Genomic DNA, 25890 nt, shown 5'->3' on the forward strand with positions numbered 1-25890 from the left:
AAGTGCCGTCGCGCAGCATGGCGTGCATGATGACGGCATGCCAAGCTCAACCCGCGTGGCGTGCGCGTCGTATAGCGGTGAGCGCTGGACGGACGGATTGAGACAGCATGTGTGGTTCATTCGCCGTTAGCGACGGTGTCACTATGGGCGGCCATGCGAACGAAATCGAAATGGTCGCCCTGGCCCAGGGATCAAGATAGCGGGTGTCGCACTCACTGTTGATGACGGGTGGGTTGTCTCACGTCGTAGGCGCCCGCGAGCGCGACGATCGTCGCGGCGAGCGGCTCGGCCAGATCGTTGGCGAGCGAGGCGTCACCTTGGAAACGCCGGAGAGTTTCGCTGCTGCATCGGGCGCGGCCTTGGCGCCGGAGCCAGCGACCAGCACATGCACGTCGCTTCCCTGATGCTCGGCGATTTTCGCGGCGGCTGTCAGCGTCTTGGCGGTCTGGTCGGATACGTTGGTGATGTCGTGTTCTGCCAAAAGAAGAATAGTCATATCGTGATCTCCTTGAATTTCGCCGCTCAAAGCACGCCTGCGGACTTGAGGCTGGCGACCAGCTCCTCGACCGACTTGACCTTGACGCCGGCCTTTCGGCCCAACGGCTCTTCGGTCTTCAGCACCTTCAGCCTCGGAGCGGTGTCGACACTGAAGTCGGCCGGGCTCTTCTTCTCGAACGGCTTCTTCTTCGCCTTCATGATGTTCGGCAGCGAGGCGTAGCGTGGTTCGTTGAGGCGCAGGTCCGTGGTGACCACTGCGGGGAGTTTGACGTCGATCGTCTGCAGGCCGCCGTCGACTTCGCGCGTGACGGTCGCCCGACCCTCGCCAATTTCGATCCTGGAGGCGAAGGTCGCCTGTCCCGAGCCAAGGAGAGCGGCGAGCATCTGCCCGGTCTGGTTGCTATCGTCATCGATGGCCTGCTTGCCGAGGATGATCAGACCCGGCTGTTCGGCGTCCACGATGCCTTTGAGGGTCTTGGCCACGGCCAACGGCTCGACGACGTCATCGGTTTCCACGAGGATGGCGCGATCGGCGCCCATGGCGAGCGCGGTGCGCAGCGTCTCCTCGGCCTTGGCCGGAGCGATGGAGACGACGACGACTTCCCCGGCCTTGCCGGTCTCCTTCAGGCGCAGGGCCTCTTCGACGGCGATTTCGTCGAACGGGTTTATCGACATCTTGACGTTGGCGAGGTCGACACCCGAACCGTCCGGCTTGACCCGGACCTTGACGTTGTAGTCGACGACGCGTTTGACTGCGACGAGCAGCTTCATGAGCTTTTCCTTCCACTGCTGTTCACGGCGACATCTGGCCGCCGCGTGAGTTGATCATCCGCGAGTCGCGGGAACGCGTTCGTTCGGCAGCAGCTTCGACACCGTGCCGACAATGCCTTCGCGGAAAATCAGGACGCAGACGATGAAGGTCGCTCCCTGAATGGCCATGACCCACGAGCCGCTCTCGGCGAGATAGGTCTGCATGGCGACGATCATGAAGGCGCCGACGACGGGTCCGAAGGTCGTGCCGAGGCCTCCGATGAGGGTCATCAGGACGACCTCGCCCGACATCGTCCAGTGAACGTCGGTCAGCGAGGCGAGCTGGAACACCAGAGCCTTTGTCGAACCGGCAAGGCCGGCAATCGCGGCCGAAAGGACGAAGGCGAGAAGCTTGTAGCGATTGGCGTCGTAGCCGAGCGAAACGGCCCGGTTCTCATTGTCACAAATGGCCTTCAGCGTTTGTCCGAAGGGGGATTCGACGGCGCGGTGAAGAATGGCGAAGCCGATCAGGAATACTGCAACCACGAAACCATACATCGCCATCGTGTTGTTGAGGTCGATGACGCCGAAGAGGAAGCCGCGCGGTATCCCCTGCATGCCGTTTTCGCCGCCTGTGACCGGCGCCTGCACGGCAAAGAAATAGACCATCTGCGCCAGCGCCAGCGTGACCATGGCGAAGTAGATCCCATGGCGACGGATCGCCAGGGCGCCGACCACCAGACCGAGAAGGGCTCCGCCGGCAGTGCCGACGAGAACGCTGAGTTCCGGAGTGAGGCCGAGATCGCGCGCCGCATAGCCGCACAGATAGGCGGCCGATCCGAAAAAGGCGGCGTGCCCGAAGGATAGAAGCCCGCCATAGCCGATCAACAGATTGAAGGCGCAGGCAAAGAGCGCGAAGCACAAAGCCTTCATCAGGAAGACGGGATAGACGATGTAAGGCGCGACCGTAAGGACGATCGCCGCGACGACGAAGAGCGCGATCCTGCGGCTGAGGCCGCTATTTGCCTGACGGGGCACAGTGAGCGTGTTGACGGTGTTCATGCGGCCCTCCCGAACAGGCCAGTGGGCTTGAAGAGCAGCACGATGGCCATGACGACGAAGATGACGGTGTTGGACGCCTCGGGGTAAAAGACCTTGGTCAGCCCCTCGATCAGGCCAAGGCCGAAGCCAGCGACGATCGCGCCGACGATCGAGCCCATGCCGCCGATGACGACGACCGCGAAGACGATGATGATGATGTTGGAGCCCATGACCGGGCTGACCTGATAGATCGGCGCGGCCATGACACCGGCGAGCGCGGCAAGGCCAACACCGAACGCATAGGTCAGGGTGATCATCAGCGGCACGTTGATGCCGAAGGCCTGGACCAGCTTGGGGTTCTCGGTCGCGGCGCGCAGATAGGAGCCGAGCCGTGTCTTCTCGATCAGGAACCAGGTGGCGATGCAGATCACAATGGACGCGACCAGTACCCAGGCCCGATAGTTCGGCAGGAAGATGAAGCCGAGATTTTGCACGCCCTGCAGCTGATCCGGGATGGGGTAGGCAAGGCCCGAGATGCCGAACTGGTTGCGGAACACGCCTTCGATCAGGAGCGCCGTGCCGAACGTCAGAAGCAGGCCGTAGATGTGGTCGAGCTTGTAGATGCGGCGGAGCATATGTTGCTCCATCACGACAGCCAGCACGCCGACGATGAAGGGGGCGAGGATCAACGCACCCCAGTAATTGACGCCCAGATAGTTTAACAGGACCCATGCAGCGAAGGCGCCGAGCATGTAGAGCGCGCCATGCGCGAAGTTGATGATGTTGAGCAGGCCGAAGATTATCGCAAGACCTAGGCTTAGCAGCGCGTAGAACGAGCCGTTGATCAGGCCGATCAGGACCTGGCCGAAAAGCGCCTGCAGGGGAATGCCGAAGAGTGTCGTCATCCTGGCCTCCTACACGCCGAGGAAGGAGTGCAGGCGGTCTGCAACACCCGGATTGTTGAGGTCTTCCTTCGCCACCATGTCGACGACGCGGCCGTTTTCGATCACGTAGTGCCGATCGGCGATGCGACTGGCGAAGGGAAAGTTCTGCTCGACCAGCAGGATCGTGAAGCCGCGCTCCTTGAGGAGTCCGATCGCTATGCCGATCTGCTCGATGATGACCGGGGCAAGCCCCTCGGTCACTTCGTCGAGCAGGAGGAAATCGGCGCCGGTGCGCAGGATACGCGCCATGGCGAGCATCTGCTGTTCGCCGCCGGAGAGCTTGGTGCCCTGGCTGCCGGCGCGTTCCTTCAGGTTGGGGAAGAGGGTGTAGATCTCGTCCACCGTCATGCCGCCGGGTTTGATCGGCGGCGGCAGCAGCAGGTTCTCCGTGACGTCGAGGCTGGAAAAGATGCCGCGCTCCTCGGGCACGTAGCCGATGCCGAACCGGGCGATCTTGTGCGGGGGAAGCCTCGACAGGTCCGCGCCGTCGAAACGGATCTCGCCGCGACGCTCGACCAGGCCCATGATGGCGCGCAGCGTCGACGTCTTGCCCGCGCCGTTGCGCCCGAGCAGCGTCACGAGTTCGCCGCGCTCGACGTGGAGATCGATGCCATGCAGGACGTGGCTGTCGCCGTAGAAGGCGTTGAGCCCCTCGACACGCAATCGCTTTTCGCGATGAGGATCAAGCATGGACGCCTCCTATATAGGCTTCCCGAACGGCCGGGTTCTGGGAGACCGAGGCGTAATCGCCCTCCGCCAGGATGCTGCCGCGTGTCAGCACGGTGATGGTGTCGGAGAGATCGGAGACCACATCGAGATTGTGCTCGACCATCAGCACGGTGCGGCCTTCCGAGACACGGCGCACCAGCTCGGCGACACGGCAGATATCCTCGTGGCCAAGGCCCGCCATCGGCTCGTCGAGCAGCAGCAGTTCCGGATCGAGGGCGAGCGTGGTGGCAAGCTCGAGCACGCGCCGGCGTCCGTAGGATAGATCCCCGGCCAGCGTGTCGCGATTGGCTTCGAGGCCCACCCATTCGATGAGTTCATCCGCCCTTGCATGGAGCGGATAGAGCGAGCGCTTCGGCTTCCAGAAATGAAACGACGTGCCCAGTTTGCGCTGTAGCGCGACGCGCACATTCTCGATGACGGTCAGATGCGAAAAGATCGACGATATCTGAAACGAGCGGACCATGCCGAGCCGGGCCATCGCGGCCGGCCCGGTGCGGGTGACATCATGTCCGTTGAAAATGATTGAGCCTGCCGTCGGGGTGAGGAACTTCGTCAACAGATTGAAACAGGTCGTCTTGCCCGCGCCGTTCGGACCGATCAGCGCATGGATCGTATGGCGCCTGACATTCAGATCGACCTTGCGCACCGCGACGAAACCAAGGAATTCCATGGTCAGTCCGCGCGTCTCAAGAATGTTGTCTGTGTCTCCTCCCGGCTCGCGGGTTTTCATCTGCTCCATGGTCCTCCCCCAGGATTATTGTCGTTGTTTCAGACGCGCTCGATGATCATGGCGATGCCCTGCCCGACCCCGATGCACATGGTGCAGAGCGCGTAGCGGCCGCCGGTCGCCTCGAGCTGGTGGAGCGCGGTGGTCAGAAGCCGGGCGCCCGACATGCCAAGCGGATGGCCGAGCGCGATGGCGCCGCCATTCGGATTGACGTGCTCCGCGTCCTCGGACAGGCCGAGATCGCGGAGCACCGCGATGCCTTGGGAGGCGAAGGCTTCGTTCAGCTCGATCACATCCATCTGCGCCAGCGACAGCCTTGTCAGTGCAAGCACCTTGCGGGTTGCCGGTGCTGGGCCGATGCCAATGATGCGAGGAGCGACACCGGCCGTGGCCATGCCGACGATGCGGGCACGCGGCTTGAGGCCGTGCTTGATCGCCGCAAACTCTGTTGCGAGCAGTAGCGCGCAGGCGCCATCATTGACGCCGGAGGCGTTACCCGCGGTGACGGTGCCGTCCGGCCGCACCACGCCCTTCAGCTTCGCGAGCTGCTCGAGGGTGGTGTCGGGCCGCGGATGCTCGTCGGTGTCGATGACTTTGGGATCGCCCTTCTTCTGCGGAATCGTGACCGGCACGATCTCCCGGGCGAAACGTCCGGACGCGATCGCCTTGCCGGCGCGGGTCTGGCTGCGCAGCGCGAAGGCGTCCTGGTCCTCGCGCGAAATCTGAAAGTCCTGAGCGACATTCTCGGCCGTTTCCGGCATCGAATCGACGCCGTGCAGGGCCTTCATCGCGGCGTTGACGAAACGCCAGCCGATGGTGGTGTCCTCGACCTTCGCTGCGCGCGAGAAGGCGCTGTCGGCCTTGCCCATCACGAAGGGCGCGCGCGACATGCTCTCGACGCCGCCGGCAATCATCAACTCCGTCTCGCCGGACTTGATGGCGCGCGCGGCCGTGCCCACCGCATCCATGCCGGACCCGCAAAGCCGGTTGACGGTGGAGCCGGGAATTTCGACCGGCAGCTTGGCAAGGAGTGCAGCCATGCGCGCGACATTGCGGTTGTCCTCGCCGGCCTGGTTGGCGCATCCGAGGATCACATCGTCAATGGCCGCCCAGTCGACGCCGCCGTTTCGCGCAATGAGGGCGGCGATCGGGATCGCCGCAAGATCGTCGGCGCGAACGGAAGACAAGGCGCCGGCATAGCGGCCGACGGGCGTGCGGATGGCGTCGCAGATAAAAGCTTCGATCATGGTCTCAGGCCGCGGACGGCCTCCTCCTCGACGGCCCGAAGGCCGGGTTCAGTTTGAGGACGCCGTGGCATCCGGTTTCTTGGTCAGGGCCTGTCGAGCCTGGACGCGCCGGCGCAGGACTTGCGAGGCGCGGTAGCGGTCATCGCCATAGGCCGCCTGCAGCGCTTCGAGCGTCGCCAGGATGCGCGCCGGCCCGACCGCGTCGGCCCAGTCGAGCGGTCCGCGCGGATAGTTCACGCCGAGCGTCATCGCCCGGTCGATGTCGGTCGGAGAAGCGACACCCTGAAGGACGGCCTCGGCCGCTTCGTTGGCGAGCATCGCCAGCGTGCGCAGAACGACGAGGCCCGGGGCATCGTCGACAACCGACACTGCCTTGCCGAGCGACTGGAACAGCCCTGCCGCGGCCGCTGCAGCTCCTTCCAGGCCCTGGTCCGGCAGGGCGATCGCTATCCGCGACGCCGCGTGATAGTCGAGTGCAAGGTCGAACAGGACGAGGTCCGATGGCTCGCCTGCGCGAACGCGCGCCGTGGCCGTGCGCCCGTCGCTGAGCGCAAGCCTTGCGCCATAGATGCGGATGTAGCCGCCACCCTCCTGCCGGGTGACCTGGACTCCCGACTTCTGCAAGGCCTCGACGATCGGTTCGGCTGGGCCGAGGTCGCCCTCGACGCTGACGAGATCGGCATCGGGGCCTTGTTCAGCCGTGGCGGGTGCTGGCTTCTTCGCTTCAGGCCGATAGTCGTAGAAACCGCGACCGGTCTTCCGACCGAGCCAGCCTGCGGCAACAAGTTCCTGCTGGGTCAGAGAAGGACGGAAACGAGGATCGCCAAAATAGGCGTCGAAGACGGAGCGGGTGACGGCGGAGTTCACGTCATGGCCGATCAGGTCCATGAGTTCGAACGGTCCCATGCGGAAGCCGCCGGCGTCGCGCATAATGGCGTCGATGGTCGCGACATCGGCCGCGCCTTCCTCGAGCAGGCGCAAGCCCTCTGCATAGAACGGGCGCGCGACGCGATTGACGATGAAGCCGGGTGTCGAGGTGGCGTGGACCGGCTCCTTCTTCCAGGCGCGTGCGGTCTCGAACAGGATGTCGAGGACGGCACGGCTGGACGCCAGGCCGGAAACGATCTCCACGAGCTTCATGATCGGCGCCGGGTTGAAGAAATGCAGGCCGGCGACTCTTTCCGGTCGCTTCAGGCCCGCGGCGATCGCCGTCACCGACAGGGAGGAGGTGTTGGTGGCGAGGATCGCGTCTGCTGCGACGATCTCCTCCAGCGAAGCGAAGACGCTCCGCTTCACGTCGAGATTCTCGATGATCGCCTCGACGACAAGACGGGCGTCCTTAAGCGCGTCGAGTGAGGGCGCCACGACGAGGCGCCCGGCGATAGCCTCACGTTCTTGCGCTCCCAGCCGCCCCTTCTCGACCAGCTTGTCGAGACCCGCGAGCACCCCGGCCCGGCCCTTTTCGGCCGCCCCTTCCTTGGCGTCGAACAGCCGCACCAGGTGGCCCGCCTGGGCCGCGACCTGGGCAATCCCCGCGCCCATCGCGCCCGCGCCGATCACGGTAACAACGTCTGTCTTGGAAAGCGCGCTCATACCTGCGTCCTACCGATTGCGATCGACGCCCGGCCGCCTGTCCTGCCGCCGGCAACGAAATTGAGGGCTTCGGGAATGGCTTCGAAGGGGAACTGGCGAGCGATCCGCGGCTTGAGCAGGCCCTGCCGCCAGAGATCGAACAGTTCCGCCTGAGCCGCCTTCAGGCGGTCCGGCGCGCGACGGCGGTACTGGCTGAGGTCAAGCCCGAGAATTCCGATGTTCTTCAGGAGCAGGTAGTTGACCTTGACCGTCGGAATGTCGCCCGCCGCAAAGCCGATCACCACCAGACGCCCGCTCCACGCGGTTGCCCGCAGCGCAGCGGAGAGAAATTCCCCGCCGATCGGGTCGAGCACGACGTCGGCGCCCTGACCGTCGGTCGCCTCCAGAACCTGCGAACGCACGGCCTCGCGCAAATCCGGTCCCGAGAGGTCGATGGCGGCGTCCGCACCGGCGTCGAGAATGGCCTGCCGGTCGGCATCCGATCGGAAAGCTCCGAGCACCCGGGTCGCACCCAGCGCCCGGGCGATCTGGACGGCGGCGAGACCGACCGCGCCCCCGGCGCCTCCGACAAGCACGGTCTCGCCGCGCCTGAACCCGCCGCGCTCGACCAACGCGAAGTAAGCCGTGAGATAGGCACCGCACAGCAGGGCTGCCTGATCGAGCGGAACATCGTCAGGAACAGCGTAGAATTCGCCGACCTTGGCGATGGCCTGTTCGGCAAATCCACCATTCAGGACGTACGCGGCGAGGCGATCGCCGGCCTTGCAGCCGGTCACGCCGGCCCCGATGCTCCGGACCGTGCCGGCGAACTCCATGCCCGGCGTAAACGGAGCCGGTGGAATGTTCTGGTAGCGGCCGGAAACGACGAGCGTATCCACGAAGCCGACGCCCGCGGCCTCTACATCGACGACGATCTCATCCTGCCCCGGAACGAGGTCCGGCAGGTCTTCTATCTTCATGTCGTTGGGAGAACCAAGCTCCCATACACGGTAACTGCGCATGAGAACCCCCTAATTGGCCCATATATACAGGTGAGAATTTCCGAGAACGGGCGCGGGGCCCGGCTCTCCGTTGCTGCGAAACTGCGGAGCGATGGGAACCGGCAGCGCCGGAAGCTCGATTTCGCCGTTACCGGGCCCGCGATCAAACAATCCGCGGGCCTGGACATGGATGTCGGCGACGGCCTCTTCGAGGGTCGCCACGACCGAGCAGCAAACGTCGCGGCCTGCAAAGGCTGACTGCCACTCTGCTGCGGTTTTGCGTCGAACGATGTCCGCTATCGCCTCCATCGTATCGTTCATGGGGGCGTCTGGCGCGACGAGGTTCTCGGGAAGGGCGATGACCTTCGTGAATTCCGACCAGAATTTGTCCTCGATCGGAGCGGCCGCGATGAACCTGTCGTCGGCCGTACGAAAGATCTGGTAGCGGGGGGAGCCGCCGGTGACGAGATCGCTGCCGCTGGCAGGCCAGCCGCGCCCGGCAAATCCTGCGCTGAGACCCCAGGAAAGATAGGCGAACAAGTTCTCTGTCATCGCGATGTCGATGTGCGAGCCCTGGCCCGTCACATCACGCTGACGCAGCGCCAACAGGATGTTGATCATGGCCGGGAGAGCACCGCCGGCGATGTCGCCTGCGAGAAATGGCGGGAGTATTGGGGCGCCGTCATTTCCGTGCGACAGGCCAAGCAGACCGGCCTCAGCCTGGAAGTTCACGTCGTGACCGGCTTTTTGCGCTTTCGGCCCCGTCTGGCCCCAGCCGGTGATGGAGCAATAGATAAGGCGAGGATTGACCTTGCGCAGCTCATCATAGCCGAGACCGAGCCGCTCCATCACCCCGGGTCTGAACTGTTCGAGAAGCACGTCCGCCTTCTCGATCAGGGGCCGGAGCCTTTCCTTTGCGTCCGGCGATTTCAGATCGAGTGCGATCGATTCTTTTCCACGGTTGAGCATGGCAAAGAGGAGGCTTTCGCCGTCGATCACCGGTTCGTAGGAACGCATCGCGTCGCCACCATCCGGCCGTTCGATCTTGATGACGCGCGCCCCCGCCTGCGCCAGCATCAGGCTCGCCAACGGCCCGGGAAGGAGCGTGGAGAAATCAAGGACAAAAAGGTCGTTGAGTGGCGGCATTCGGTTCCCTCGAAAGCAAGCTGCCGATCAATTGTCGGCAAACTTCGGTGAGCGCTTTTCGATGAAAGCGGTGATGCCCTCCTGGGCGTCGCCGGACTGGAACGCGAGGGTCGAGATTTCCGCCTCGATCTTCAGCCCCTCATGGAGCGGCGTCGAAAGGGCGCGCTTCACAGCTTCGCGGGCATAGGACAGTGCCACGAGGCTGAAGCCGGAGAATTCTCGGGCAAAGGCGAATGCATCCGCCAACCGGTTCTCCTCGCTGACAAGGCGATGCACGAGGCCGATCGCCTGCGCCTCCTCCGCCCGAACCGTGCGGCCGGTCATGATCATTTCGAGCGCCCTTGCCTCGCCGACGACGCGCGGCAGCCGCTGGGTGCCGCCGTAGCCCGGCATCAGCCCGAGCTTGATTTCCGGAAGTGCTACCGCCGCGCGCGGCGTCGCCAGCCGGAAGGTCGAGGCAAGCGCCAGCTCCAGACCGCCGCCGAAGGCGTAGCCGTTGATGAGCGCGACCGAAGGGATACGTAGCGCGTCGAGCTTGGCGAAGGTCGCTTGGCCACGCTCGGCCTTGCGCTTCTTCGCGATAAGATCGATCCCGACCATCTCCTTGACATCGGCGCCGGCGCAAAATGCTTTTTCCCCGGCGCCGGTGATGATGAGCGCGCGCACATTCATCTCGCCTGCTTTGTCGATCGCCTCGGAAATCTCTCCGATCGTCTCGGCGTTCAGCGCATTGAGCGCCTCGGGACGATTGAGAGTGAGTACGGCGAATTCTTCCTGTTGCGTGAGTTCGACGGCCATGTGGTCCTCGCTGTTCGTTTGATTTCAGTTGGCCGCTTTGAGCAGTTCGCGGGCGATGACGAGCTGCTGGATCTGCGTTGTGCCTTCGAAGATGCGGAAGAGGCGGACGTCGCGGTAGAAGCGCTCGACCGGATATTCGGCCATGTAGCCGGCGCCGCCGAATATCTGCACGGCTCGGTCTGCGACGCGTCCAACCATCTCGGATGCGAACATTTTCGCACAGGCGGCCTGCCGGGTGACGTTCTCGCCGCGGTCGCGCCGCGCCGCCGCATCGAGGATCATGCAGCGCGCTGCGTAAGTATCGGCCTCACTGTCGGCCAGCATCGCCTGGATGAGCTGGAACTCGGCGATCGGCTGGCCGAACTGCTTGCGATCCTTCGCATAGGCGACCGATTCCTGGATCAGGCGATCGGCGATGCCGGCGCAAAGAGCCGCGATGTGAAGGCGCCCCTTGTCGAGCACCTTCATGGCGGTGCGAAAACCGTTGCCTTCCTGGTTGCCGAGCAACGCTGTGGCAGGCACGCGGCAGTCCTCGAAGATTACGTCACAGGTCAGTGCGCCGCGCTGACCCATTTTCTTGTCCGGCTGGCCGAGCTTAATGCCGGGCGTCCCCGCTTCGACGAGGAAACAAGAGATGGAATCGGCTTTGCGTTCCGGCGCGGTGCGCGCCATCACGCTGAACAGGCCGGCTGTCTGGGCGTTGGTGATGTAGCGCTTGGTGCCGTTCAGGATGTAGTGGTCGCCGTCCTTGCGCGCCGTGGTGCGCAGCGCCATCGCATCCGAGCCGGCGTCGGGCTCGGTCAGCGCGAAGGAGCCGATCAGGTCGCCGGACGCGAGTGCGGGAAGATATTTCTCTTTCTGCTCCTGCGATCCCGCGATGACGATCGACTGCGAACCGATGCCGATATTGGTGCCGGCGACGGAGCGGAAAGCGGGCGAGGCGCGCCCGAGTTCGAACACGACGCGGACCTCCTCCTCCATCGACAGGCCGAGACCGCCGAAATCTTCGGCGATCGAGATGCCAAAAAGTCCGAGCTCCTTCATTTCCCGAACGACGTCGTCGGGGATCGCATTCGTCTCGACGACCTCGACCTCGCGCGGGATCAGCCGCTCCGTCACGAGGCGGCTTACGGTCTCCAGGAGCAGATTGAAGGTGTCAGTATCCAGGGCCATCGGAGCCCTCCTTCCAAAATAAAAATCGACTTAGCGCGCGATGAGGTCGCGGCTGATGACCTGTCTTTGGATCTGGTTGGTGCCCTCCCAGATCTGGGTAATCTTCGCTTCCCGCATCAGGCGCTCGACACGGTTGCCGCGGACATAGCCGTGCCCTCCGAACACCTGGACGGCGTCCGTCGTCATCCGCATGGCGAGATCGGACGCCTTGACCTTGATCGTCGAGGCTTCGACGCTGATGTCGGAGACCCCCTGGTCGACCAGGCTGCCGACGTGATCGAGAAGGACACGGGCGGAGAGCAACTCGATGGCGAGATCGGCCAGCATGAAGGCGATCGCCTGATGGCCGATGATTTTCTTGCCGCCCTGCTGGCGCTCGTTCGCATAGGCGACGGCGTCGTTGAAGGCGGCCGACGCGATGCCGAGCGCCTGAGCCGCGACGCTCGGGCGCGACTTGTTGAGAACGTTGAGCATGATCTTCATGCCGTCGCCGGGATTGCCGAGAAGGTTGGCGCGCGGAATACGGCAGTCGGTGAAGGCGAGTTCGGCGGTGGAGGAAGCATTCACGCCCATCTTCGCTTCCAGACGAACCGTCTCGAAGCCGGGCGTGCCCTTCTCGATGATCACCGCCGAGACACCCTTGCCAGAGTCTTCGAGCTCGCTCCACTTGCCGAAGAGCAAGAGCACGTCGGCGACGTCGCCGGTGGTGATGAAGATCTTGCCGCCATTGACGACGATATCGTCGCCGTCAGGCTGGAATCGGGTACGGATGTTCGAGCCGTCGGAGCCGGCATGCGGCTCGGTGATGGCCATGGCGCCCAGCCCACCTTCGGCGATAATCGGCAGAAAGCGCTGCTTTTGTTCCTCCGTGCCGAATTCGAGGATCGGTTTGACGACGGCGCCGGTCGTCCCGAAAATGATCCCGGTCGATGCGCATGCCTCGGAGATGATCCGGACGATCTCGATGAAGCAGCGATAGCTGACCGGCGAGCCACCATACTCTTCGGGAACGAAGATACCGTTCAGACCGACTTCCTTGAAGACCCCGAAGTTCTCCCAGGGGAATTCCTTGTGCTCGTCGAGCCTGTCGGCGTTGGGCGCGAGCACTTCGGTGGCAAGCCGGGATACCTGCTCGATGACCATCGATTCTTCAGCAGACCAGTTTCGCGTCTGCTCGAAATGGGTGAACAGCTTCATATTCCAAAATCCAATCGTCGTTTGGGAATGCAGTCAGCACCGCCCGCGCCTCGACTGCGCGGGCGGCATTGCGCCCGCGTTCAGCGCAGCAAGGGGCATTCGCTCTCGGCGACGGGACGGAACGCCTGGTCGGCCGGGATCGTTGCGAGTTGCTTGTAGAGGTCCCAGGGGCCTTTCGACTCTTCGGGCTTCTTCACCTCGAAGAGGAACATGTTGTGCAGCTTCCGCCCGTCCTTGCGGATCGTGCCCTTCCCGAAGGCCTCGTCTTCCGTCGGAAGTTCTTCCATCTTGGCAACGACGGCCTTGCCATCGGCTTTCGACCCGGTGGCGGCGAGCGCCTTGAGGTAGTGGAGCGTCGACGCATAGGCGCCGGCATGGACCTGGCTCGGCATCTTTCCGCCGGCGCGCTCGGCGAAGCGCTTGGAGAAAGCGCGGGTGTTGTCGTTGAGATCCCAATAGAACGCTTCGGTAACAACGAGACCTTGCGAGGCCTTGATGCCGAGGCTGTGGACGTCGGTGATGAAAACAAGGAGACCGGCGAGCCTGATGCCGCTCGAGGTGAGGCCGAATTCGGCCGCCTGCTTCACGGCATTTATCGTGTCCGCTCCGGCATTGGCGAGGCCGATGACATTGGCGCCGGAAGACTGCGCCTGCAGCAAGAAGGAGGAAAAATCGGGGGTATTGATCGGATGGCGGGCTGCGCCCAGCACCTTGCCGCCGGCCGCTTGCACAAACCGGGAGGTGTCGCGCTCCATGGCGTGGCCGAACGCATAGTCGGCCGTTAGGAAGAACCATTTGTCGCCGCCGGAGCGGGCGAGCGCGTCACCGGTCCCCTTGCTCAGCGCGTAAGTATCATAGGTCCACTGGACGGTGTTCGTTGAACACGCCTTGTTGGTGATGTCGGAGCTTGCCGGGCCGGACGCGAGAAAGACCTTGTTGCTGTCGCTTGCCAACTTGACGACCGCTAGCGCAACGGCAGAACTCGCCGCATCGACGACGGCGGCGACGCCATCCTGGTCGAACCATTTGCGGACGACTGCCGAGCCTACGTCGGGCTTGTTCTGGTGGTCAGCGGAAATCACCTCGATCTTGAAATCGGGATGCGTCTTCTGGAATTCCTCCGCCGCCATCTGAGTGGCGATGACCGAACCCTTTCCCGACAGGTCGGCGTAAGGGCCGCTCAGATCGGTCAAGACGCCTAGCTTGACAGTCGTTTCGGCCCAGGCAGGGCCGTGACACGACATGAGTGCGCACGCGAGCAAAAGACCTTTCAGTTTCATTGCATTTCCTCCCTGGAAAAGCGCCACGTTGGGCCGCGATCGGCAGCCTATCGAAACGCGGCAGATAATGTCAATATGTTGATTGATTTTTGCTACGCGCCGATCGCTCAATTCAAAGCGCAAGACCGATGGAAATGCCTCGACAGGTCTTGTGTTGCCGTTAATTCGTGATCTTTTATCGCACTTTCACCGACCGGGCGCTCACGCATCGCGTGCGATCTAAAGCAAACATGTTGATATAAATTGGCAAATTTTCAGGGCGAGCGACTCCGTTGCTGCGCGACGGCGCGTCGCGTCAGGCAACAGCGCTCAACCTGTCAGGCGCCGAACCTCAAAGAACCCTGCGAGCGCTGGCGCGTGCGCACGGCAAGGTTTGATCGCTCCCATCGGCATGAGCGCGATGAACGCCCATCGATGGGCGGCCGGGTTTCGTTAAAACCCGACCGACGGCGCGCGTCATATGCCGAGATAGGCGCGCTGAACTTCCGGGCTCTTCGCCATTTCGGCGGCGGCGTCTTCGGCAACGATCGAGCCGCCTTCGAGAATGTAGGCATGATCCGCGATCGCCAGCGCAGTCTCGGCATTTTGCTCGACCAGCAGGATGTTGACTCCGGTTTCCGAGATCTGGCGGATGAGATCGGCGATCCGGTCGACAACCGCCGGCGCCAGCCCGATGGTCGGCTCGTCGAGGAGCAGGATGCGTGGAGCGCTCATGAGCGCCCGCGCCACTGCGATCATCTGCTGCTGTCCACCGCTGAAGGTTCCGGCGGGTGTCGACAGGCGATCGCGCAGTTCCGGAAAGAGCTCCAGCACGCGATCGAAGTCGCGCTTGACGGCAACCGAGTCGGAGCGGGCAAATGCCCCAAGCTCGAGGTTCTCGAGCAGCGTCATTTCACCGAAGAGCCGACGGCCCTCCGGAACAACGGACAGGCCCTTGGCGACCAGTCTGTCCGGCGGCAAGCCGGTGACATCCTCACCGAAGAGGTGCACCTTCCCCGATGTCGGTCGGACCAGCCCGCAGATCGTCTTGATCAGCGTCGACTTACCGGCGCCGTTGGCGCCGACGATCGTGACGACCTGCCCCTCTCGAACGGCCAGGTCAACGTTGACGATCGCGGGCACGACGCCGTAGCTCGCCGAGAGTTTGGATACCGATAGCGGCGTCGCGTCAGTGGTCATGGCGGTGCCCCAGGTAAGCGTCGATGACTTGTCTGTCGGCGCGGATCTGCGCGGGCGAGCCGGTCGCAAGATGCTGGCCATGGTGGAGGACGGTGATGCGGTCGCAGACCTTCATCACCGCCTTCATATTGTGCTCGACGAGCAGGACCGAGCTGCCGAACTCGTCACGGACGCGCTGCAGGACGGTGAGCGTGTTCGTCACCTCCGTCTGGTTGAGACCTGTCAGCGGCTCGTCGAGGCAGAGCAGCCGGGGCCGCGGGGCAAGGGCGATGCCAATTGACACGAGCCGCTGCAGGCCATGCGGGAGTGTCCCGGCCTCTTCCGAAAGATAGGCCGTCAGGCCGAGCATGGCAGCCGTCTCCTCCATCCTTTGCCGCCTTGCGGCGGCGTCCGAGACCCAGTGGATGGTGCCGAGCAGGATGTTGTCGCGAACTGTCATGCTGCGCATGAGACTGCCGTGCTGGAAGGTTCGCACGAGCCCCTTGCGACTGATCGTGAGCGGCGAGCGGCCGGTACAGTTCTCGCCGAAGACATAGAGATCACCAGCAGTCGGTTTGTAGAAACCGCTGATGAGATTGAACGTGGTGCTCTTGCCGGCCCCGTTCGGGCCGATGAGGCCGAGGATTTCGCGGGGGCGGATTTCGAGATCGAGCCCCGATACGGCGACCAGGCCGCCGAAGCGCTTGGTCAGTCCTTGCGTTTTCAGGATGGGTTGATCAGCGGTTTGCATACTGGCCCTCCTTCCTGGCGAGCTGCGGCAAACGCGGGCGGGTTGCCAGTCGACGGTAGAGGCCGACGATGCCCTTTGGCAGCAAAAGGACGGCAAGCACGATTGAAGCGCCGTAGAAGATATGCTCCTGACCGCCGAGGCCGAGCGCATAGCTGCCCAGAACGACTAGGAGGACCGTGCCGACGAGCGGACCAACGATGCTATCTTCTCCGCCCACTTTCACATAGGCAAGTGCGAACGCAGCAACGAGGAAGCTGAAGTCGCCGGGGCTGATGACGTTGTTGACGAAGGCGTGCAGCCCGCCGGCAATGCCGGCTGCGAAGGACGCTATGGCGAAGCAGGCGATCTTGCAGACCAGAATGTTGAGGCCGACGCTTCTCGCAATGTTCTCATTCTCGCGAATAGCGACCAGGATTCTGCCGAAGTCGGATCGCTCGATGATGTGGAACGCCAGGATCAGCACCCCGGAAATCGCCATCACGACGGTCGGCATCCACGCGTCGAGCGCGACCGGCGGAAAGATGCCGATCATGCCCGACGTTCCCCCGAGCGTGTCGCTCTTGGAATAGAGGATGCGGACGGCTTCGGTGAAGGCGAAGCCGATCAGCATGAAGTACGGGCCCCTGTTCCGGAGCGTCACCAACCCGAAGATGATGCTGCAGGCACAGGCAAGAAGACCGCCGAGTGCGAGGGCAACCAGGAACGGCCATCCGAGAATGGTCGTCGCCGCACCGGCACTGTAGGCGCCTATTCCGAAGAATGCGGCGGTCGCAAAGTTCAGCTCGCCAATCAGCATCACAAAGCGGAGGCTGACTGCGGTCAGCGCGGCAACGGCGATGAGGTTGACGACGCTGGCGATATACGGGTCGCGCACGAACAGCGTCGCCGCAACCGCGAGAGTGATCCCGGCGAGCCAGTGGGGTAATTTCAGATCATCCATGGCCGAGCAGTCCTTTCGGCCGCACCAGCAGGACGGCAATGACGAGAACGAAGATGGCGATGAGCGCGGAAGACGGGTCGAAGTAGAAGCCGCCGAGCGTCTCGATAGCGGCCACGAAAAGGCCGCCGAGGATAGCGCCGGGCACGCTGCCCAGACCGCCGACGATCACCGCGATGAAGCCCTTGATCAGATAATCGGCGCCGATCACCGGAGAGACGATCGAGACCGGCGCAATGAGGACGCCAGCAACAGCGGCAAGCGCTGTCGCGATCATGAAGCCGGCGAGCGCCATGCGATTGTAGGGCACGCCCTGCAGCATCGCCGCTTCGTGGTCGATGGACGCAGCCCGCAAGGCCTTGCCGAGCTTGGTGCGCGTCAAGGCCCAATAGAGCGCTCCGGTGATCGCGACGGCGGCGACGCACAGCGCGATGCGCTGGACGGTGACCGTTGCGCCGAGAATGACGACCGTGCCCGGAAGAACTTCCGGGACCGGCCGGACCGCCCCGCCGAAGACCTTCAGGAGCACACCATCGAGCAGCAGGACGAGGCCGATCGAGAGAATGAAGGATCCGACCATGTCCCGCTGGTAGAAGCGGAAGCCGAACACATAGGTGAGCAATCCAAGAGCCATCGCGGCGAGGATCGCGGCCAGGCCCGCCAGAAGATAGGCAGGGAGGACCGGCAGGCCGCTAGCGACCAGCCAGGGCATCGTATAGGCGACGATCAGCGCGGCGACGGCGAAGAGGTGGCCGTGCGCGAAGTTGACGATACGCATGACGCCGAAGATCAGCGTCAGACCGAGCGAGAAAAGAATGTAGACGGCGCCGATCTGCAGGCTCGTCAGGATAAGCTGTGTTGTTGTCTGCATCGCGAGGCAACCTCTCCCAGGGAGTGTGGATCAGTTGCCGGAGGCGGGAATGCGGCTCAGTTCAACGAGCTTCCCATCCTGGACCTGGGTGATGACGACCGGAAGCTGCATCTGCTGCTTCGAGCCGTAGTCCTTCATCCCTCCAAAACCGATCTCACCACCGTAGAACGTCCGGAAAGTGAGGTCGGGCAGAACCTTGGCGACCTCGCGCGGATCGATGCTCTGGGCCTTTTCGATGCCGGCCTTGATGGCGTAGACGGCGTCATAGGAGCCGATCTGGATCGCATTGATGGATTCACCGAGGACCGCCCGGGCTTCTTCGTTGACCTTCTTCTGATGATCGAAAACGCTCGGCCCTTCGAACGGGATCGCAGCGCCCATGTAGACGCCCTCTGCGGCGCGACCGGCCGTGGCCTGCAGGGCGTCGATGCCGGAACCAACCGGCATGACCTTCACGCCCTTCCAGCCGAGCACCTCGAGTTCACGCAGCAGCGCGCCGGCATCTGCAGGCGGCGTCGGGCCGACATCGATGATATCCGGGTTCAGCGAGGCAATACGTGCAGCCGTCGGCTGGAATTCGGTCGTGCCGCGTTCATAGAAGTCGCTGCCGACCACCTTGACGCCGACATCCTTCCAGGCCTTGTCCGCCACAACGGCCGTGTCGCGGCCCGTCGCATCGTTGGGATTGAACAGCAGGACCGTCTTTGCGTTGGGGTGCTTGCCGCTGACGAATTTCGACAGCGGCGGCAGAAGCTCGATCGGCGTATTGATCTGGGTGAAGGTCAGAGGGAATTTCGGTCCCTTGACGCTGGTGCCCCAGGCGGTCGTGAAGAGGACTACGCCCTGTCGCTCGGAGAGTGACTGCAGTGCCTGGACAGGAGCGGTGCCGATGCTTCCGCCGATGTATTTGACACCGTCACGGTTGAGCAGCGTCTGGGCAACGCGCGTTCCTTCGGCGGCGTTGTACTTATTGTCGTAGGACAGGCATTCGAAATTGTAAGTCTTGCCGCCGACCTTGGCGCCGCCGGCGGCGGCGATTTCCTGGGCAGCTTTCTTGCACAGGAAGTCGGAGCCCTTGCCCCAAAGCGCGGCAGCCCCCGACATCGGAACCGTCAGTCCGAGTTTGATGGTTTCCTGGGCCAATGCTGCCGGTGCTGCGGCAATCAGGCCTAGCGTAGAACCGAAAGCGAGTGATTTCACTACAGTAGCAATCGACATTCCATTTCCTCCGTTATCGATGGGCAGTTCCGGGGGCTGTCGTGGCTTTGCCCCTTCTTTCTCCCGGGCCGCCCAACGCCATCCCTGGCTGGCGCGATCCGGTTTCTGTTCGCTGACCAATGGGCGCGACTGCTCCTCCGCAGCCTGTCCACGGCTCCGCCTGCTTGCTCTTCGTGCGATGAGGAACGGCAATACCTTTGGCGTCGGCCATCAGCCGGGTTCGTCCCCGGGATGGCGCGGCGCTCAGGATGCTCGAAAATCTGACGATACGGGGCCGCTCTGGCCCTGCGACGGCACGCGTTCGCGAGCCCGAACGGATTTCACCCGTTTCATGCTGTTCCTCCCTCGGCATCCACGTTGGGACACTGTGCGAGACTATGAAGAAGGCGAAATGAATGTCAATATGTTGATTGATAGTTTTTTATTGACATCGCGATTGATTGTGCAGTGCGAAAACAAAGCCGGCGAAATCCCCGCTACCTGCGGGATTTGCACGGTATTTCTCGGCTGGAATCAAAATGTCTGCCTAGCGGTTCGGCACAAACTGAGCAAACATATTGACATATTGCCTCACCCTCGGTACGTCTTTCGTCACGATAGGTTCTGATCCGAACAGAACGTGGATTTCGGGAGGAAATGGTCCATGGGCGAGGCTCACTCCGCGCTCTTCAACCCTGTGCGCGTCGGCGCCGCAACATTGCCAAATCGGGTCGTGATGGGTTCGATGCATACGGGGCTGGAATGCCACCCCGAGCGCTTCAACGAGCTCGCCCGCTTCTACGCCGAACGCGCCAAGGGCGGCGTCGGCCTCATCGTCACCGGCGGTTTCGCGCCGACTTTCGCCGGGCGCATGAAGGACGAGCCGGGCACTTTCGAGCTCGAGAGCCAGGTCGAGGATCATCGCAAGATTGCCGATGCGGTTCACGCCGCCGGCGGAAGCATCCTGCTGCAGATCCTGCATGCGGGGCGCTACGGGTATCATCCCGCGATCGTCGCCCCCTCCGCGATCAAGTCGCCGATCAATCGCGACAGCCCGCGTGAGCTTTCGGCATCCGAGATCGAAGAGACGATTTCGGCCTACGCCAATACCGCCCGGCTTGCCATCGCGGCCGGTTATGACGGCGTCGAGATCATGGGTTCGGAAGGTTACCTGATCAGCCAGTTCCTCGCGACGCGCACCAACGCACGCGAAGACGAATGGGGTGGATCGCTCGAAAACCGCGCCCGGTTTCCGCTGTCTGTCGTCAGGGCGGTACGCGCAGCACTCGGTGACAAGGCCATCCTGTCCTACCGCATCTCTGCGCTGGAACTGATCGAAGGCGGCTTGAGCGATGACGAGACGGTCTGGCTCGCCGGCGAAGTCGAGAAAGCCGGCGCCGACTGTCTGTCGACGGGGATCGGCTGGCATGAATCGACGGTTCCCACCATTGCCGGCGTCGTTCCTCATGCCGCTTTCGCGGAAGCGACGCGACGCATCAAGGCGGCAGTTCGGATTCCCGTAACGGCGAGCAACCGCATCAACCTGCCCGAGGATGCCGAACGCCTGATCGCAGACGGCTCGGCCGACCTGATTTCGATGGCGCGGCCATTCCTGGCCGACGCTGCCTTCGTCAACAAGGTGAAGGAAGGTCACCCCGACCTGATCAACATTTGCATCGCCTGCAACCAGGCTTGCCTCGATCATTACTTCACCGACCAGGTGATCAGTTGCCTTGTCAATCCGCGCGCCGCGCGGGAAGGCGAGTTCTCTGATCTTCCCGCGGAACGGTCGAAGCGGATCGCCGTCGTCGGCGGTGGCGTCGCGGGGATTTCCGCAGCGCTAGAGGCCGGCCGGCGGGGACACGACGTCACGCTCTATGAGGCGGCGCCGGAAATTGGCGGGCAGTTCGTGCTGGCCGCGCGTGTTCCGGGCAAGGAAGATTACGGCCGGGCGATCGAAAGCTTCAAGCGTCAACTCGATGATGCCGGCGTCCACATCCGCACGGGGCAGCGCGTCAGCATCGACGCGCTCGGGCGCGAGAACTTCGATGACGTCATCGCCTCGACAGGAGTAGCCCCTCGCCTTCTCGACATTCCAGGCGGGGACGATCCGCGTGTCGTCGGTTACACCACCATCCTCGACGGATCGGTGAAGGCCGGAGAACGGGTCATCGTCATCGGCGCCGGCGGCATCGGTCATGATGTGGCGCTCTTCGTCGGGCTTGGCGACGATCACGAGCAACAGTCCGTCGATGCGTTCGAAGAGCGGTGGGGCTTCAAGGGAAAGCCGCGCCCTCACCTGTCACGACGCACTGTAACGATGCTCAAGCGCTCTCCGGGTTCCTTTGGCCGCACGCTCGGCAAGAGCACCGGCTGGATCCTGCGCAAGGAGTTGAAGGATCTCGGCGTCCGCCAGATCGGCGATGCGAAATATCTGAAGATCGATGCGGAGGGGCTTCACATCGAGGTCGAGGGCAAGGTGGAGGTGCTTGCTTTCGATACGCTCGTGGTCTGCGCCGGGCAGGAATCGGTCCGCGGCCTGGCCGATGAATTGGAGGCGCGTGGGCAGGCCGTGCATGTCATCGGCGGCGCCAAGCTCGCCGGCGAGCTCGATGCGAAGCGGGCAATCTACGAAGGCGCCCTGGTCGGGAACCAGGTCTGACCCCCGTCGAAACGCGGCGGCAGGATTTCGTCGGGCGGGGAACAGCAGCCGTGCTCCACCCCCGACGCTGAAGAAAGTGAAACTTTCAGGAGGAAAATGTGACACTGAATCTCGACGCGGATTTCCTAAAGCGACGGCCAGCCAACTACCGTCCCCTCACGCCGCTGAATTTTCTTTTGCGCGCGGCCGACGTGTTTCCGGACCGCGTGGCGATCATCCACGGCGACGAGCGCTACACCTGGCGCGAATACGCTCATCGCTGCAAGCAGCTCGCTTCGGCGCTCATGCGCACCGGTATTCGTAAGGGCGACGCGGTCGCGATCCTCTCGCCGAACACGCCGGCCATGCTTGAAGCCCATTTCGGCGTGCCCATGTCTGGCGGTCTCCTCAACACGCTGAACATCCGGCTCGACGCGGCCGCGATAGCCTTCATCCTCGAGCATTGCGAGGCCAAGGTCTTCCTCGTCGACAAGCAGTTCAGCAGCGTCGCCGGTGAGGCCCTTGCTCTGATGAAGAGCAAGCCGGTGGTCGTCGATATCGAGGACACGCTTGCCGAGGGCGGCGAGCGCATCGGCTACTACACCTATGAGGAATTTCTGAAGCGTGGTCACGCCGAGGAACCGACCTATTGGCCGGAAGACGAATTCGAAGCGCTGTCTCTGAACTACACCTCGGGCACCACAGGCAATCCCAAGGGCGTGCTCTATCATCACCGCGGCGCCTACCTCATCTCCCTCGGACAGCTTCTGCACCATAAGATGGATGCGGACTCCGTCTACCTGTGGACGCTGCCGATGTTTCACTGCAACGGCTGGTGCTTCTCCTGGGCGATCGCGGCCGTTGGCGGTACGCATGTCTGCCTGCGCAAGGTCGTTCCGGAAGACATCTTCGCGGCGATCGAAACCCACGGCGTGACGCATCTGTGCGGTGCGCCGACGGTGCTCGGCATGCTGATCGACAGCGGAAAAGCCGCAGGCCGGAAGCTGGATCGGCCTGTTGCGGTGATGACGGCAGGTGCTGCCCCGCCAGCCGCCGTGATCAAGGAGACCGAGGCTCTCGGCTTCGTCGTCCGTCACGTCTATGGCTCGACGGAGCTTCACAGCGTCACGACGCTTTGCGACTGGCACCGCGAGTGGGACGACCTGCCGGTCGATGAGCGATCGAAGAAGATGGCGCGTCAGGGCGTGAGGACCGCTGTGACCGACGCCATGATGGTGGCCGATCCCGTCACTCTGGAGCCCGTCCCGCACAATGGCGCGGCGATCGGTGAGGTCCTTTTCCGCGGCAGCTTCGGCATGAAGGGTTATCTCAAGAACCCCGAAGCCACCGAGGAGGCCTTTGCAGGTGGCTGGTATCACACCGGCGACCTCGCTGTGGTCCACGAAGACGGCTACATCGAGATCAAGGACCGAACCAAGGACATCATCATTTCCGGCGGCGAGAACATCTCGTCGATCGAGATCGAGGATGTGCTGTTCCAGCATCCGGTCGTCTCCTATGCCGCGGTCGTTGCCATGGCCAACGACCGCTGGGGTGAGCGCCCTTGCGCTTTCGTCGAACTCAAGCCCGGCAGTTCAAACCAGACGACCGAAAAGGAGCTGCTCGATTTTTGTCGCGCGCGTCTCGCCAAATACAAGGTGCCCGATCGCGTGATCTTTGGGCCGATCGAAAGAACGGCCACCGGGAAGGTGCAGAAATTCAGGCTGCGCCATCTCGTCCAGGAAACCGAAAAGAGCGCGTGACGCTCAAGAGTGGAGATTTTACATGAGAGGTTTGAAGGAGCGCGTCGCGGTCGTGACCGGCGCTGCGGGCGGTATCGGTCGCGCCATCTGCGAGCGGTTCGTCGATGAGCGCGTCAAGCTCGTCGCGGCCGACGTCAACGAGGCATCGCTTGCCGGGTTCGCCGAAGAGCTTCGCGCGCGCGGCGGGGATGTGCTGCCGCTGGCATTCGACATCACTGGTTACGAGGCCGTCGAGGCGGCCGTCGGCAAAGCGGTCGCCCATTTCGGCAAGATCGACATCTTGGTCAACAATGCTGGCTGGGATATTGCAAAGCCCTTCCTCGAAACCGAGCCCGAGCTGTGGGACAAGATCATCGCGATCAACCTGCGCGGTCCGCTCAACCTGCACAAGGCGGTGCTGCCGCATCTGATCGCCGCCGGCGGCGGCAAGGTCATCAACATCGCATCGGATGCCGGGCGCGTCGGCTCGTCGGGAGAATCCGTCTATGCCGCGTGCAAGGGCGGTTTGATTGCGTTCTCCAAGACCGTGGCGCGGGAGTGCGCGCGTGACAACGTCCGCGTCAACGTCGTGTGCCCCGGCCCGACCGACACTGCGCTGCTACGCTCCTTCGTCGGCGAGGGTGAATACGGGCAGAAGATCTACGACAAGCTTCAGAAGGCGATCCCGCTGAAGCGGCTCGGCCAGCCGGACGATATTCCGGGCATGATCGCCTTCTTCGCCAGCAGCGATGCGGATTTCATCACCGGCCAGGTCATCAGCGTGTCTGGTGGCCTGACGATGCACGGTTAAGGAGCGCGAGATGGATTACCAGGATATCACCTACGAGGTCCGCGAGGCCGCGGCCTGGATCACGATCAACCGGCCGGAAAAGTACAACGCCTTCCGGGGTCAGACCTGCGAAGAGCTGATCCATGCCATCAACAAGGCTGGCTGGGACAAGGAGATCGCAGCAATCGTCCTGACAGGCGCCGGCGCAAAGGCGTTCTGCACCGGCGGCGACCAGTCCGCTCATGACGGCGCCTATGACGGGCGCGGCACGATCGGTCTGCCGGTCGAGGAACTGCAGAGCCTGATCCGCGATGTGCCGAAGCCCGTGATTGCGCGCGTCAACGGCTTTGCGATCGGCGGCGGCAACGTGCTGGTCACCTGCTGCGATCTAGCCATCGCCTCGTCGACGGCCGTCTTCGGACAGGTCGGGCCCAAGGTCGGCTCCGTGGATCCGGGCTTCGGGACCGCACTTCTCGCCCGCGTCGTCGGCGAGAAGAAGGCGCGCGAGATCTGGATGCTGTGCCGTCGCTACCCGGCGGACCAGGCTCTTCAGATGGGTCTCGTCAACGCCGTCGTCCCTCCGGAAGAGCTCGACCAGGAGGTCGACCGTTGGTGCGCCGAGATCGCGGCGCTCAGCCCGACCGCGATCGCGATCGCCAAGAAGTCCTTCAACCTGGACTCCGAGTCGATCCGCGGGATTTCCGGGATGGGGATGCAGGCGCTCAGCCTGTTCTACCAGACCGAGGAATCGAGGGAGGGCGTGAAGGCTTTCCTCGAGAAGCGCGCCCCCAAGTTCCGCTGACGGGGCACACGGCCATCTGCCTCATTCAACGCGATGCAGGAAGGGTAATCGGCATGCAAACGATCGATATCGAGGGATCGTCGATCGAGTACGCCTGGTTCAGCCCCAAGGCCAAGGAGAGCGATCGGCCGCGACAGCCGCCGATCGTTTTCCTGCATCACGGCTTTGGTTGCGTTGCGGATTGGAAGGGCTTTCCGCAGAAGGTGTCGGACACCACGGGCCATCCTGCACTGGTCTATTCCCGCCTGGGATGCGGCGGCTCGTCGCCATCTCCCAAGCCTCATGACGGAAACTATCTTCACGAGGAGGCGCGGCAATTGCTGCCGCGCCTCCTCGATGCGCTCGGTGTCGACCAATGCCATCTTTATGGCCATAGCGATGGTGCGACGATCGCGCTCCTGTTCGCATCGGCGTTTCCTTGTCGGTCAATATCGGCCGTCGTCGAGGCGCCGCACGTCTTTGCGGAGCAGGTCACGCTCGATGGCGTTGCTGCGATGACCGAGCGGCTCGAGGTGGATCCGTCGCTGAGGCAGAAGCTCGCCCGCTATCACAGCGACCCTGTTGCCGCCTTCCAGGGATGGGCGCGCCCATGGTCGCTTCCGCAATTCCGCAACTGGACGATTGTCGGCGAACTTGACAAAATCAGCCTACCGTTGCTTGTGATTCAAGGCTCCGCTGATCCATTTGGCACAATGGAACATGCGCGCTTGATTGCCAGGTATGCTGGGCGGGCGGTGTCGATTCTGGAGCTCCCTGCGAGCGGCCACAATCCTCATATTGATGCTGAACAGCTCACCCTCGATGCGGTGGCCGAGTTCCTGCATGGTGTGGAGAATGATGCAGAATGCAGCGCTCGGCAAGACTTGTAGGATGTTCAAGCAGGTTTCTGCAGCTTCAG

General features: G+C 63.2%; 23 protein-coding genes and 1 pseudogene. 5 read left to right on the forward strand and 19 right to left on the reverse strand.

The features are described 5' to 3' along the window. Positions 1-242 precede the first annotated feature (242 nt). The 19 genes and pseudogenes from BM413_RS22800 to BM413_RS22890 form a co-directional block, all read right to left on the reverse strand. Positions 243-496, reverse strand: a pseudogene (locus BM413_RS22800) (electron transfer flavoprotein subunit alpha/FixB family protein); the annotation flags it as partial. A gap of 26 nt (positions 497-522) precedes the next feature. Then, the gene (locus tag BM413_RS22805; protein ID WP_091917159.1) at positions 523-1269 is read right to left on the reverse strand and encodes an electron transfer flavoprotein subunit beta/FixA family protein; all 747 of its coding nucleotides are present in this window, start codon (positions 1267-1269) and stop codon (positions 523-525) included. A gap of 54 nt (positions 1270-1323) precedes the next feature. Further along, a complete protein-coding gene (locus BM413_RS22810) occupies positions 1324-2310 on the reverse strand; it encodes a branched-chain amino acid ABC transporter permease (RefSeq protein ID WP_091917160.1) in 987 nt (328 codons plus the stop codon). Continuing rightward, positions 2307-3194, reverse strand: coding sequence for a branched-chain amino acid ABC transporter permease (locus BM413_RS22815; RefSeq protein WP_091917161.1), 888 nt, complete (start codon positions 3192-3194; stop codon positions 2307-2309). The genes BM413_RS22810 and BM413_RS22815 overlap by 4 nt, the downstream gene beginning before the upstream one ends. Positions 3195-3203: 9 nt before the next feature. Further along, positions 3204-3923 carry an ABC transporter ATP-binding protein gene (locus BM413_RS22820; RefSeq protein ID WP_091917162.1) on the reverse strand — a complete coding sequence of 240 codons (720 nt, stop codon included), beginning with the start codon at positions 3921-3923 and terminating at the stop codon, positions 3204-3206. Further along, positions 3916-4701, reverse strand: a complete 786-nt coding sequence (locus tag BM413_RS22825) for an ABC transporter ATP-binding protein (protein ID WP_091917163.1) — start codon at positions 4699-4701, stop codon at positions 3916-3918. Before BM413_RS22825 ends, BM413_RS22820 begins: the two co-directional genes overlap by 8 nt. 29 nt (positions 4702-4730) lie before the next feature. Beyond that, entirely contained in the window at positions 4731-5936 is a 1206-nt protein-coding gene (pcaF, locus tag BM413_RS22830) for a 3-oxoadipyl-CoA thiolase (RefSeq protein ID WP_175544409.1), read from the reverse strand. Positions 5937-5984: 48 nt separating this feature from the next. After that, positions 5985-7529 carry a 3-hydroxyacyl-CoA dehydrogenase PaaH gene (gene paaH / locus BM413_RS22835; protein WP_091917164.1) on the reverse strand — a complete coding sequence of 515 codons (1545 nt, stop codon included), beginning with the start codon at positions 7527-7529 and terminating at the stop codon, positions 5985-5987. Beyond that, complete coding sequence (locus BM413_RS22840; RefSeq protein ID WP_244537974.1) at positions 7526-8530, reverse strand: NADPH:quinone oxidoreductase family protein; 1005 nt, start codon at positions 8528-8530, stop codon at positions 7526-7528. The genes paaH and BM413_RS22840 overlap by 4 nt, the downstream gene beginning before the upstream one ends. 9 nt (positions 8531-8539) lie before the next feature. Further along, positions 8540-9655, reverse strand: a complete 1116-nt coding sequence (locus tag BM413_RS22845; RefSeq protein ID WP_091917166.1) for a CaiB/BaiF CoA transferase family protein — start codon at positions 9653-9655, stop codon at positions 8540-8542. A 27-nt stretch (positions 9656-9682) separates the two neighbouring features. After that, positions 9683-10453, reverse strand: coding sequence for an enoyl-CoA hydratase/isomerase family protein (locus tag BM413_RS22850; protein WP_091917167.1), 771 nt, complete (start codon positions 10451-10453; stop codon positions 9683-9685). A 24-nt stretch (positions 10454-10477) separates the two neighbouring features. Then, positions 10478-11626 (reverse strand): acyl-CoA dehydrogenase family protein, encoded by a 1149-nt coding sequence (locus tag BM413_RS22855; protein ID WP_091917168.1) that lies wholly within the window; start codon positions 11624-11626, stop codon positions 10478-10480. 30 nt (positions 11627-11656) lie between these two features. Beyond that, positions 11657-12823 (reverse strand): acyl-CoA dehydrogenase family protein, encoded by a 1167-nt coding sequence (locus tag BM413_RS22860; RefSeq protein ID WP_091917169.1) that lies wholly within the window; start codon positions 12821-12823, stop codon positions 11657-11659. An 80-nt stretch (positions 12824-12903) separates the two neighbouring features. Next, complete coding sequence (locus BM413_RS22865) at positions 12904-14103, reverse strand: ABC transporter substrate-binding protein (protein ID WP_091917170.1); 1200 nt, start codon at positions 14101-14103, stop codon at positions 12904-12906. Between the two features lie 456 nt (positions 14104-14559). Next, the gene (locus tag BM413_RS22870) at positions 14560-15282 is read right to left on the reverse strand and encodes an ABC transporter ATP-binding protein (protein WP_091917171.1); all 723 of its coding nucleotides are present in this window, start codon (positions 15280-15282) and stop codon (positions 14560-14562) included. Next, a complete protein-coding gene (locus tag BM413_RS22875) occupies positions 15272-16012 on the reverse strand; it encodes an ABC transporter ATP-binding protein (protein WP_091917172.1) in 741 nt (246 codons plus the stop codon). The genes BM413_RS22870 and BM413_RS22875 overlap by 11 nt, the downstream gene beginning before the upstream one ends. Continuing rightward, entirely contained in the window at positions 15999-16952 is a 954-nt protein-coding gene (locus BM413_RS22880; protein WP_091917173.1) for a branched-chain amino acid ABC transporter permease, read from the reverse strand. Before BM413_RS22880 ends, BM413_RS22875 begins: the two co-directional genes overlap by 14 nt. Next, positions 16945-17820, reverse strand: coding sequence for a branched-chain amino acid ABC transporter permease (locus BM413_RS22885; RefSeq protein WP_091917174.1), 876 nt, complete (start codon positions 17818-17820; stop codon positions 16945-16947). Before BM413_RS22885 ends, BM413_RS22880 begins: the two co-directional genes overlap by 8 nt. Positions 17821-17850: 30 nt before the next feature. After that, positions 17851-19038, reverse strand: coding sequence for an ABC transporter substrate-binding protein (locus tag BM413_RS22890; protein WP_091917175.1), 1188 nt, complete (start codon positions 19036-19038; stop codon positions 17851-17853). A 643-nt stretch (positions 19039-19681) separates the two neighbouring features. On the opposite strand from BM413_RS22890, the gene BM413_RS22895 reads away from it, so the two are divergent. The 5 genes from BM413_RS22895 (at position 19682) to BM413_RS22915 (ending at position 25861) form a co-directional block, all read left to right on the forward strand. After that, positions 19682-21679, forward strand: coding sequence for an NADPH-dependent 2,4-dienoyl-CoA reductase (locus tag BM413_RS22895; RefSeq protein ID WP_091917176.1), 1998 nt, complete (start codon positions 19682-19684; stop codon positions 21677-21679). Between the two features lie 98 nt (positions 21680-21777). Further along, entirely contained in the window at positions 21778-23421 is a 1644-nt protein-coding gene (locus tag BM413_RS22900; protein WP_091917177.1) for an AMP-binding protein, read from the forward strand. Between the two features lie 22 nt (positions 23422-23443). Next, the gene (locus BM413_RS22905) at positions 23444-24211 is read left to right on the forward strand and encodes a glucose 1-dehydrogenase (RefSeq protein WP_091917178.1); all 768 of its coding nucleotides are present in this window, start codon (positions 23444-23446) and stop codon (positions 24209-24211) included. A gap of 10 nt (positions 24212-24221) precedes the next feature. Continuing rightward, entirely contained in the window at positions 24222-24992 is a 771-nt protein-coding gene (locus tag BM413_RS22910) for an enoyl-CoA hydratase-related protein (RefSeq protein ID WP_091917179.1), read from the forward strand. Positions 24993-25045: 53 nt separating this feature from the next. Further along, positions 25046-25861, forward strand: coding sequence for an alpha/beta fold hydrolase (locus BM413_RS22915; RefSeq protein WP_091917180.1), 816 nt, complete (start codon positions 25046-25048; stop codon positions 25859-25861). The last annotated feature ends 29 nt before the right edge of the window (positions 25862-25890 follow it).

Origin of the sequence: Mesorhizobium sp. YR577, from assembly GCF_900116595.1 — a bacterium.
GTDB lineage: Bacteria > Pseudomonadota > Alphaproteobacteria > Rhizobiales > Rhizobiaceae > Mesorhizobium_M.

Excerpts from the sequence above, each read along its gene's own strand:
- BM413_RS22845 (WP_091917166.1), bottom strand. The coding sequence starts at position 9,655 with ATGCCGCCACTCAACGACCTTTTTGTCCTTGATTTCTCCACGCTCCTT.
- BM413_RS22825 (WP_091917163.1), bottom strand. The coding sequence starts at position 4,701 with ATGGAGCAGATGAAAACCCGCGAGCCGGGAGGAGACACAGACAACATT.
- pcaF (WP_175544409.1), bottom strand. The coding sequence starts at position 5,936 with ATGATCGAAGCTTTTATCTGCGACGCCATCCGCACGCCCGTCGGCCGC.
- BM413_RS22915 (WP_091917180.1), top strand. The coding sequence starts at position 25,046 with ATGCAAACGATCGATATCGAGGGATCGTCGATCGAGTACGCCTGGTTC.
- BM413_RS22885 (WP_091917174.1), bottom strand. The coding sequence starts at position 17,820 with ATGCAGACAACAACACAGCTTATCCTGACGAGCCTGCAGATCGGCGCC.
- BM413_RS22805 (WP_091917159.1), bottom strand. The coding sequence starts at position 1,269 with ATGAAGCTGCTCGTCGCAGTCAAACGCGTCGTCGACTACAACGTCAAG.
- BM413_RS22865 (WP_091917170.1), bottom strand. The coding sequence starts at position 14,103 with ATGAAACTGAAAGGTCTTTTGCTCGCGTGCGCACTCATGTCGTGTCAC.
- BM413_RS22815 (WP_091917161.1), bottom strand. The coding sequence starts at position 3,194 with ATGACGACACTCTTCGGCATTCCCCTGCAGGCGCTTTTCGGCCAGGTC.
- paaH (WP_091917164.1), bottom strand. The coding sequence starts at position 7,529 with ATGAGCGCGCTTTCCAAGACAGACGTTGTTACCGTGATCGGCGCGGGC.
- BM413_RS22895 (WP_091917176.1), top strand. The coding sequence starts at position 19,682 with ATGGGCGAGGCTCACTCCGCGCTCTTCAACCCTGTGCGCGTCGGCGCC.
- BM413_RS22890 (WP_091917175.1), bottom strand. The coding sequence starts at position 19,038 with ATGTCGATTGCTACTGTAGTGAAATCACTCGCTTTCGGTTCTACGCTA.
- BM413_RS22860 (WP_091917169.1), bottom strand. The coding sequence starts at position 12,823 with ATGAAGCTGTTCACCCATTTCGAGCAGACGCGAAACTGGTCTGCTGAA.
- BM413_RS22875 (WP_091917172.1), bottom strand. The coding sequence starts at position 16,012 with ATGCAAACCGCTGATCAACCCATCCTGAAAACGCAAGGACTGACCAAG.
- BM413_RS22880 (WP_091917173.1), bottom strand. The coding sequence starts at position 16,952 with ATGGATGATCTGAAATTACCCCACTGGCTCGCCGGGATCACTCTCGCG.
- BM413_RS22870 (WP_091917171.1), bottom strand. The coding sequence starts at position 15,282 with ATGACCACTGACGCGACGCCGCTATCGGTATCCAAACTCTCGGCGAGC.
- BM413_RS22910 (WP_091917179.1), top strand. The coding sequence starts at position 24,222 with ATGGATTACCAGGATATCACCTACGAGGTCCGCGAGGCCGCGGCCTGG.
- BM413_RS22850 (WP_091917167.1), bottom strand. The coding sequence starts at position 10,453 with ATGGCCGTCGAACTCACGCAACAGGAAGAATTCGCCGTACTCACTCTC.
- BM413_RS22820 (WP_091917162.1), bottom strand. The coding sequence starts at position 3,923 with ATGCTTGATCCTCATCGCGAAAAGCGATTGCGTGTCGAGGGGCTCAAC.
- BM413_RS22905 (WP_091917178.1), top strand. The coding sequence starts at position 23,444 with ATGAGAGGTTTGAAGGAGCGCGTCGCGGTCGTGACCGGCGCTGCGGGC.
- BM413_RS22840 (WP_244537974.1), bottom strand. The coding sequence starts at position 8,530 with ATGCGCAGTTACCGTGTATGGGAGCTTGGTTCTCCCAACGACATGAAG.
- BM413_RS22810 (WP_091917160.1), bottom strand. The coding sequence starts at position 2,310 with ATGAACACCGTCAACACGCTCACTGTGCCCCGTCAGGCAAATAGCGGC.
- BM413_RS22855 (WP_091917168.1), bottom strand. The coding sequence starts at position 11,626 with ATGGCCCTGGATACTGACACCTTCAATCTGCTCCTGGAGACCGTAAGC.